The sequence below is a fragment of the Actinomadura sp. 21ATH genome, assembly GCF_041951345.1.
Taxonomy (GTDB): domain Bacteria; phylum Actinomycetota; class Actinomycetes; order Streptosporangiales; family Streptosporangiaceae; genus Spirillospora.
The window spans coordinates 21963-28226 of sequence record NZ_JBGNUR010000029.1; the positions used below are offsets into that span (position 1 = coordinate 21963).

5 protein-coding genes and 2 tRNA genes are annotated in these 6264 nt (G+C 72.5%); 1 reads left to right on the plus strand and 6 read right to left on the minus strand.

What is annotated here, in order from left to right; genetic code table 11:
- Positions 1-10 precede the first annotated feature (10 nt).
- The 4 genes from ACA361_RS40675 to ACA361_RS40690 all read right to left on the minus strand — a co-directional run bounded on the left by ACA361_RS40675 (position 11) and on the right by ACA361_RS40690 (position 4448).
- The gene (locus ACA361_RS40675) at positions 11-1192 is read right to left on the minus strand and encodes an Ig-like domain-containing protein (RefSeq protein WP_375020497.1); all 1182 of its coding nucleotides are present in this window, start codon (positions 1190-1192) and stop codon (positions 11-13) included.
- Between the two features lie 204 nt (positions 1193-1396).
- Positions 1397-2572, minus strand: a complete 1176-nt coding sequence (locus ACA361_RS40680) for an Ig-like domain-containing protein (protein WP_375020498.1) — start codon at positions 2570-2572, stop codon at positions 1397-1399.
- Positions 2573-2722: 150 nt separating this feature from the next.
- The gene (locus ACA361_RS40685; RefSeq protein ID WP_375020499.1) at positions 2723-3367 is read right to left on the minus strand and encodes a VC0807 family protein; all 645 of its coding nucleotides are present in this window, start codon (positions 3365-3367) and stop codon (positions 2723-2725) included.
- A 154-nt stretch (positions 3368-3521) separates the two neighbouring features.
- Positions 3522-4448 carry a LysR family transcriptional regulator gene (locus ACA361_RS40690; RefSeq protein ID WP_375020500.1) on the minus strand — a complete coding sequence of 309 codons (927 nt, stop codon included), beginning with the start codon at positions 4446-4448 and terminating at the stop codon, positions 3522-3524.
- 160 nt (positions 4449-4608) lie between these two features.
- On the opposite strand from ACA361_RS40690, the gene ACA361_RS40695 reads away from it, so the two are divergent.
- Positions 4609-5925: a pyridoxal phosphate-dependent aminotransferase gene (locus ACA361_RS40695; RefSeq protein WP_375020501.1), complete on the plus strand. Its 1317-nt coding sequence runs from the start codon at positions 4609-4611 to the stop codon at positions 5923-5925.
- 113 nt (positions 5926-6038) lie between these two features.
- Here the strand turns inward: ACA361_RS40695 and ACA361_RS40700 are convergent.
- Positions 6039-6123: transfer RNA gene (locus ACA361_RS40700), tRNA-Ser, on the minus strand.
- 13 nt (positions 6124-6136) lie between these two features.
- Positions 6137-6208, minus strand: a tRNA-Gly gene (locus tag ACA361_RS40705).
- Positions 6209-6264 lie beyond the last annotated feature (56 nt).

Genomic DNA, 6264 nt, shown 5'->3' on the forward strand with positions numbered 1-6264 from the left:
CAGCCGGTGGTCAGCCGGTGGTCACCGGGCGGTCGAGCGCGCCGCCCTTGACCCAGCGGTCCCAGGGCATCTGGTAGTAGCTCCAGCCGTTGTTCCAGTCCAGCCCGCGCTTGCTGCCGGTGATGACCACCACGTCACCGCGGTAGGACCAGTTGTAGAACCACTTGGCCGCGGCGGGCGGGGAGTTCAGGCAGCCGTGGCTGACGTTCTGCCGGCCCTGGGCCCAGACGGTGGCGGCCATCGCGTGCACGTACTCGCCGCTGTTGGAGATCCGCACCGCCCACGGGATGACCTCCTTGTAGCCGCCGTTCTTCTTGTCCTTCGGGTCGACGCCCATCCACTCCGACGTCATGATCGCCGGATTCTCCTTGCCCATGGTCAGGTGGACGCCGCTGGTGGTGAGGAACGTGTCGACGCCGTTGACCACCCGGCCGCCCTTGCCGGCGCTGATCGGCCAGCTCTTGACCTTCACGCCGTTCTGCTTGGCGACCAGCCGCTTGGTCCTGGTGCTGGCGGTGACGATGTGCGAGTCGCCGATGCTGAAGCGGCGGGTGACGTCGTTCACGCCGTAGCTGCGGGCGCTCGCGCGCACCCCGCTGAGCTTGGCGGTGAGCGTGACCTGCTGGTTGGGCTGCCAGTACTCGCCGTTCCTGGTCCGGAAGATCACCTGGGTGCTGCTCGGCCAGAACCAGGCGCCGGTGGCCGGCTTGGTCGACTTCACCCGCAGCGCGCGCTCGACCGCCTTCTTGTCCTGCACCGGCCGGTTGAAGGTGACCATGATCGGCATGCCGACGCCGACCTTCTCGCCCGCGGTGGGGGTGATGTCGGTGACGGCGAGCGGCTGCGCGGTCCGCTGGGTGGTGAACGTGCTGTTGACCGTGGTCGTCTTGCCCTGCGGGCTCTTGGCGGTCGCGGTCACCTGGTACTGCGAGCCCGGCCGCAGCGTCCGCGACTTCCACGCCGTCTTGTCCGGCGAGAGGGTACCCTCGACGGGCCTGCCCTTGCGGGTGACGGAGACCTGCTCGATGACACCGCCGCCGACGGTGACCGTGACGCCGGTGTCGGGCCGGGCCTTGGCCGCGCCGTTCCCGGGCGAGACGGTGACCTGGGGCGCCCCGGCCTGTCCCTTGCCGCCGACCGTGACCCCGTCGCCGTCGTCCCCGCCGGCGCAGGCCGTGGTCAGGAGCAGCACGGCCCCCGTCACTCCCGCGCCCGCACGAACCCCTGCGGATAGCCTCCGCTGCACCGTTGACCTCCCGAACCCCGCCGATAACAGTGCGACATTAGCGACAAAAGTTCGTGACCATACGTTGACCCGGAGTTTTGCCCGGCGCCGAGATCAAAGCGTTGCAAGCGGTCCCGCGGCGCCCGGTGCGGGGCGCCGCGGGAGGCGGGCTCAGGAGAGGGCGCTGCCCTTCTTCCAGCTGGCGAACGACAGCTGCCAGTAGCCCCAGCCGTTGTTCCACTCGACCTCGCGGTCGCTGCCGGTCAGCTCCAGGATGTCGCCGCGCTGCATGATGTCGTAGTACCACTTGGCGTTGGCCGGGCTGAGGTTCAGGCAGCCGTGGCTGACGTTGGCGCTGCCCTGCACGCCGACCGTGGAGGCCATCGCGTGGGTGTACTCGCCGCTGTTGGAGAAGCGCACACCGTGGTTGACCACGGTCTTGTAGTAGCCCGGGTCGCCCGGCTTGCGGCCCGGCGACACCATCGTCACCGGGTTCTCCTTGCCCATGGTCAGGTGGATCCCGCTGGTGGTGGTGTACTCGCGGGTGGTGCCGTTGCCGGCGCTGAACGGGATCCGGCGCAGCTTCTTGCCGTCGCGGGTCACCGTCATGTGGTGCTTGGAGATGTTCCCCTTGGTGACCTGGGCGGCGCCGATGGTGATCGTCTCGTTGATGTCCTTGGCGCCGTACACCCCCGCCCCCGCGTTGATCCCGGCGAGCTTGGCGTTGAAGCCGACCTTCTGGTGCGGCTGCCAGTACGTCGCGGTGCGGTAGATGACCTGCGTGGAGTCGATCCAGCGCCAGGCGCCCTCCACCGGCTTCTCCGGCGTGACCTGCAGCGCCCGCTCGACCGCGGCCCGGTCGGTCACCGCCCGGTTGAAGCGGACGATGATCGGCATGCCGATGCCGACCTTCTCCCCCTCGACGTTGGGGGTCACGTCCAGCACCGAGAGCGTCTTGGCGGGCTTCAGGGTGGTGAACTGGCTCGTCGCGGTCGCCGTCTTGCCGTCGTGGCTCGACTGGGCCGTGACGGTGTAGGAGGTGCCCGGGGTCAGCGTGCGGTCGGACTTCCAGCTCTTCTTGTCACCGGACATCTTCCCGGTGATCGTGGCGCCCTGGCCCTGGACGGTGACGTTCTGCAGGGTGCCCTCGGCGACCCGCACCTCGATCGGCCCGTCGGGCTTGACCGACTTGGTGCCGTGCGCGGGGGTGATCGTCGCCGTCTTCGACTCCCCCGACGCCAGCGCGCCCTGCTCGTCGCCACCGCCGCCGCAGCCCGCGGCGGTGAGGACCAGGACGACCCCGGCGCCGCCGCTCACCACAAGCCCGAAACGACCCTTAAGTCCCACTGATGCTCCCAAAACCCCTGGTTTACCCCGTGCGCTCTGAATCTATCTGACTTGGTGTGACGGCAGGTAAGCCGGAAAAGTTTCCTTGATCGCACCCAAATCTCGCCGGAGTCCGAAACCCGCGGGACGGACAGCACGAAACCGGACTTTCTACGCCGCGGCGGGCTCGCCGTTCACGTGCCGGAGGCAGCGCCGGAACCCCACCACCGACACCGCCGCGGCACCGGCGCCCAGCAGGGCCACCACGGAGGTGCGCACCCACAGGAACGTGCCGATCGACTCGTTCAGCAGCATGTAGAGGCTGAACACCGCGTTGGCCAGGAAGACCATCGACCACAGCAGCGAGATGCGCAGGAAGAACTGGCGGACCCGCTCGTGCCGGAGGAACGCCTCGGGCATCGGCACCATGTCGGTGGCCATCTTCTGCGCCAGCGGCCGCCCGAGCGGCACCGAGGCGAGGAACGCCACGCTCACCATGAGCGTGCCCAGCGTCGGCTGGAGGAAGTAGACGACCGGGCTGCCGGTGTAGGCGGCGAGGACGGCCCGCACGGTGACGCCCACCGCGGCCAGCATGAGCATCGCCGGGACGCCGTGGCCGCGCACGTACCGCCAGACGATCCCGCCGTACACCCAGGTGACGGCCGCGACCAGCGCGCCGTTCAGACCGAGCAGCGCGAACGCCGCGTAGAAGACCGCCACCGGGGCGATCACGCCCTCGATGAACCGCGGCAGCGCGTGCCGCAGCATCGCGGTCAGCCGCGGCAGCTCGAAACCCGGGTGCGGGACGCGATTCATGGGCGGGGGTTCTCCAGAGCGGGGAGCGGGGGTCCGCTCCAAGGTACGTGATGATCGGACGGCGGGGGCGAAAGCGGTCTCATCGCTTGGTTCGGGCGGCGGGGGCGGAAAGTGCGGCCCGGGACCGCAACCGGCCACCGCCGGACCCGCGGGGCTACCCCTCGGGCGGGGCGGGCTGGACCTCGCCGGCCGCCGCGTACAGGGCGCGCAGGGTCACCGCCACCGAGGGCCTGCGGACGCTCGCGGCGCGCGTCACCGCGTACACCTCGCGGGCCAGGGTGCTGTCGGGGATGCGCCGCACCGCCACGTCCTGGTCGCCGGCGGCCAGCGCCAGGGCGGGGATCGCGGTGATGCCGATGCCGCGGGCCACCAGGCTCAGGATCGTGTGCAGGCCCTCGAACTCCCACGGCACGGCCCGCGCGCCGCCCACGGAGTCCAGCAGGCGCTCGACCGCCTGGCGGGACGGCTCGCCGGGCGGGGCGGCCATCCACGGCTCCTCCCGGAGCCGCTCCAGCTCCACCGGCCGGGCCGGGTCGGCCATGGGGTGCGCGGCGGGCACCGCCAGCACGAGCGGGTCGCGCCGCAGGTGGAAGAACTTCAGGGCCGCGGGGGCCTGGGCGGGGAGCCGGCCGGTCCAGTCGTCGACGAGGGCGATGTCGACCTCGCCGCTCTGCACCTGGCGCATGCCCTCCCCGATGCGGGTCTGGCGCAGCACGAAGGTCAGCTCCGGGTGGTCGCGGAGGCTGTGCGCCAGCGCGGGGGCGAACGCCACCGCCGCGGTGGGGAAGGCGGTGACGACCACCCGGCCCGACGGGGTGCCCGCCTGGGTGGACAGCTCGGTCTCGGCCGCCTCGACCAGGACGAGGATCTCCTCGGCGCGCTCGGCCAGGCGGCGCCCGGCGTCGGTCAGCTCGGCGCTGCGGGCCGTCCGGTCCAGCAGCGCGACCCGTGCCTCGCGCTCCAGCGCGGCCAGCTGCTGCGAGACCGCCGAGGGGGTGTACCCGAGGGACGCGGCGGTCGCGGCGATGCTGCCGCGGCGGGCGAACTCGGCCAGCAGGCGCAGGCGGCGTAGCTCCAGCATCACATCATCTTACGGTCGCCATCGATGAGACTCGCTGGTGATGATGCTCGTGGTGGGTAAGGATGCAAGGGAGCCCGGCCGGCCGCTCACGGGGATCCGCCCCTTGTCCAGGGGTTTCTTCCTTTACACGACAACCTTCTCGTCATGCCTGGAGTCAGCCATGCCTGCCCTCGATCCGTCCGCACGGCCGGTCCCGCTCTCGCCCACCCTTGCGATCAACGAGGCCATCGCGCGCAGAAGACGCGAGGGCCGGCGGGTGCTGCCGCTCGGCTTCGGCGAGGCCGGCATCCCGATCCACCCGGCCCTCACCCGCGAGCTCGCCGCGGCCGCGGACCAGGGCGCCTACGGCCCGGTCGCGGGCTCGGCGGCCCTGCGCGCCGCCGCCGCCGGCTACTGGTACCGCCGCGGCCTGGCCACCGATCCCGACCTGGTGGTGTCCGGCCCGGGCAGCAAGCCGCTGCTGTACGCGCTGATGATGGCGGTCGGGGGCGAGATCGCCGTCCCGGCGCCGAGCTGGGTGTCGTACGCGGCGCAGGCGACGCTGACCGGCGCCGGGTCCGTGCCGATCGCGACCCCGCCCGGCGAGGGCGGCGTGCCCAACCCCGCCCTGCTCGCCGACGCCGTGGTCCGCGCCCGCGCCCAGGGCCGCACGATCCGCGCCGTGGTGGTGACGCTGCCCGACAACCCCACCGGGACGCTGGCCTCGGCCGCCACCGTGCGGCGGCTGTGCGCGGTCGCCCGCGAGCACGACCTGGTGATCATCTCGGACGAGATCTACCGCGATCTGGTGCACGACCCGTCCCGCACGGTCACGAGCCCGGCCGAGTACGCGCCGGAGCGGACCGTGGTGACGACCGCGCTGAGCAAGAGCCTGGCGGCCGGCGGGTGGCGGATCGGGGTCGCGCGGCTGCCGGACGCCCCGTTCGGCCACGAGCTGCGCGCCCGGCTGCTGGGGATCGCGAGCGAGCTGTGGTCCAGCGCCCCGGCCCCGATGCAGCACGCGGCCGCGTACGCGTTCGGGGAGCCGGCGGAGCTGGTGGAGCACGTCGACCGCTCCCGCCGGCTGCACGCGGCGGTCACCGCGGCGGTGGCGGACCGGTTCGCCGCGGCGGGCGCCCGGGTGGCGGCGCCCGAGGCGGCCTTCTACACCTACCCGGACCTGGACCCGTTCCGCGACCACCTGCGCGAGGCGCACGGCGTCCGGACGGGCGCGGAGCTGACCGAACTGCTGCTGGAACGCTACGGGGTCGGCGTGCTGCCGGCCGCCGCGTTCGGCGAGCCCGAGCGGGCGCTGCGCGTGCGGGTGGCCACGAGCCTGCTGTACGGGGACACCGACGAGCGGCGGCTGGCCGCGCTGGCGGCCCCCGACCCGGCGGCGCTGCCCTGGATCGCCGCGGGGCTCGACCGGATCGACGAGGTCCTCGACGATCTGAAGGCCGCTTCCGGTCACGCCCTGGAGCCGGCCATGGCCGGCTGACCGGCGCGCACGGTCCCGCCGCGGCGCGGCGCCGCCCCCGGTCCGCGGCGGGACCGGGGGCGGCGCGCCCTCGCGGGAACGGGCCCGGAGCGGGCCCGGAACGCGGGAAAAGGCGGAGGGTAAGGGATTCGAACCCCTATGAGTGTCACCTCAACGACAGTTTTCGAAACTGCTGCCTTCCCGTTCGGCCAACCCTCCTCGCCGCGGGCGGAGCCGTAGCCGGGAATCGAACCCGGTTCGCCAGATTGGAAGTCTGGTGCCTCACCTGAAAGGCCTCTACGGCACGGCCCGGCATTCGCGCCGGGCCCGTTCCGGTCCGCGCCGCGCGCCCCCCCCCCC

Coding starts and splice junctions, on each gene's coding strand:
- ACA361_RS40685 (WP_375020499.1), bottom strand. CDS start 3,367: ATGAATCGCGTCCCGCACCCGGGTTTCGAGCTGCCGCGGCTGACCGCG.
- ACA361_RS40690 (WP_375020500.1), bottom strand. CDS start 4,448: ATGCTGGAGCTACGCCGCCTGCGCCTGCTGGCCGAGTTCGCCCGCCGC.
- ACA361_RS40695 (WP_375020501.1), top strand. CDS start 4,609: ATGCCTGCCCTCGATCCGTCCGCACGGCCGGTCCCGCTCTCGCCCACC.